Raw genomic sequence first — 2,069 nt, forward strand, 5'->3', positions numbered from 1 at the left:
CGCATCTCCCGGACACTCGCGCCCTGCTTTCTTTTCGCGCAAGTCGTGAGCGAGGAACTGTTTAGAGGCAGTCTGGTGATCCACCATCGAAACTTTGGCTTTCTGGAACGAGTACAGGATGGCGACGTTGAGTTCCAGCGCTACGCGATCGCGCCACAAGGTTTGCTCAGAACTCATATCCAGCTTGAGCAATTTGGCGATGTCCTCCGTCTTGTCGTAGCGCCAATCTTCTAGGAAATCCCTCATCAGTTCGGTACCCATGTACCAGCCATTGAAGGGAAGGCAGGCGTAGGTAACGCCACCAATGTCCATGCGGAAGTTGCTGATGGCTGGGATGGCGTACCAGCGGAAGCCCAAGGACTTGAACTCTGGAATCGAGGGATGCTCAATTTCCACTTCCAGTACATCCTCGTGATTAAACTCATAGAGCTTCGGCTCCATTCCTGCGGCTTCAATCACCAAGGGCAGGATATCGTAGGGCGTGCGTGGTTCCGGCGGTTGCCAGCCTAGCTTGATAATCGCTTCGGTTAGATCAAAGTTGGCTCCATCGCCGATCACACTTCCATCTGGTTGCTTATAAGCGGCGTAGCGAATTAGTTGAGAATTCCAAATGCGCGGCCCCCAGCGTTCCTTGGGCTGCTTGGGACGGAAGACGGTCATGGTAATTTGGATATTACCGCCGTTGGTGGCAAACCGTAGGTGTTCTTCTAACTCGCGAAACATCTCGTCGGGGTCGGTGACATGACGGCGATCGCGCACCACCATATTATTCCACTGAATTCGAGCAATACACTTGGACGCATTGCGCCACGACAACTGCGCCCCATAGGTCAATTCTTCGTAAGTGTGGGTGTAAGTACCCGTCGCATTTACTTCTTCTTGGATTTCTACCCAGCGTCGTGCCTGATCCTCCGGTTCCCACGCCTGTTCAAGCGCAATCTGATCCAAATACTGCTTGGCTTTTTTGAGCAAGCGCTCCTCATTTAGCTTAGGCAGCTTGATGATATTAGTAACGCGATCAAATAACGTCTGCCACGCCTGCCGTAACTCTGGCGAAAAGTCCGGCACGTATTTCTCAAACAGGACAAACATAATGTCGGAAATAGCAGGATAGGCAAAGGATGGCACTCCGGCGCTGCCATGTAGCTTTCCTAAGAAGCGCAATTCCTGCATCATCTCATCAGTGCTGTGACTGCTGAGACAGCGCATCAAAAATTCTAGCGATTGAAACAGGTGCAGGGACAAATAATCCATGTCTGCCCGTCCAAAAATGGGCAACACAAAGGGATACTTCTCAAACAGGATTTGATAAAACTGCATCCCCATCTCTTGCTTGTTCTGGCTGAACACTGTCCAAGAGTCCGCCATCCGTTGCAGCATTTGGGGAGGCAGAGCTTCCTCATAGCGACGCATTGCCGCCACCATTGGCACAATCACATAACTATTGAAAAAGCGGTAGACAGCCGATTGGCTTCCTTGTGCCAGATTTTCGCGATCATATTCTTCTAAGTACGGAATCGACGGCAGCATCCACATCCATACCTGCCGTGCCTTTAACCAGTGATGAGGACGCATCCCCATATCGGCAAACAGCGCTCCGTAATCCTCAACCGAATCTAACCCATCTCCTTTTTCTGGAGGCACACCCATCAAGGGTTCCCCAACTATGTTCTGGGTATAAGGCTGAAGCTGATGTACGCAACAGTCCAAGAATTCATAGAAGTAATCGCTGATGCTGTCGAGTGCCTCCCCAAAAATGTACTCTAGTTCTGGTTCCTCCAGTAAAAGGCGCTTCATGAACTTTTCCATTTGCAATTCTTTCCACGCCCGCAGCTTGTTCCACACATCTTTGACAATGACTTCCTCTTGTGGTGTGAGGGGAACTACTTCGGGCATCTGGAATTCAGTTTTGCCGTTGCTCTGAGTTGCTGCTGCGTGGAGGCGACGATTTCCGTTCTGTCCCAACAGCGTCAGCGTGCTGCTACTTCCCTCACTAGTACTTTGGGTGAGGCGCGTTTTCAGCTTCAACTGAGGTGCGAGATTCCAGTTTGCGATCGCCCATTCTAACT

At 50.9% G+C, this 2,069-nt stretch carries 1 protein-coding gene; it reads right to left on the minus strand.

Going from position 1 to position 2,069, the window contains the following annotated elements; translation table 11 throughout:
• A partial coding sequence (locus VE944_RS31775; RefSeq protein WP_324987103.1) for a nitric oxide synthase oxygenase occupies positions 1-2,028 on the minus strand: 2,028 nt, incomplete at its 3' end.
• Positions 2,029-2,069: the final 41 nt, after the last annotated feature.

Origin of the sequence: Nostoc sp. (genome assembly GCF_035638895.1) — a bacterium.
Taxonomy (GTDB): domain Bacteria; phylum Cyanobacteriota; class Cyanobacteriia; order Cyanobacteriales; family Nostocaceae; genus Nostoc.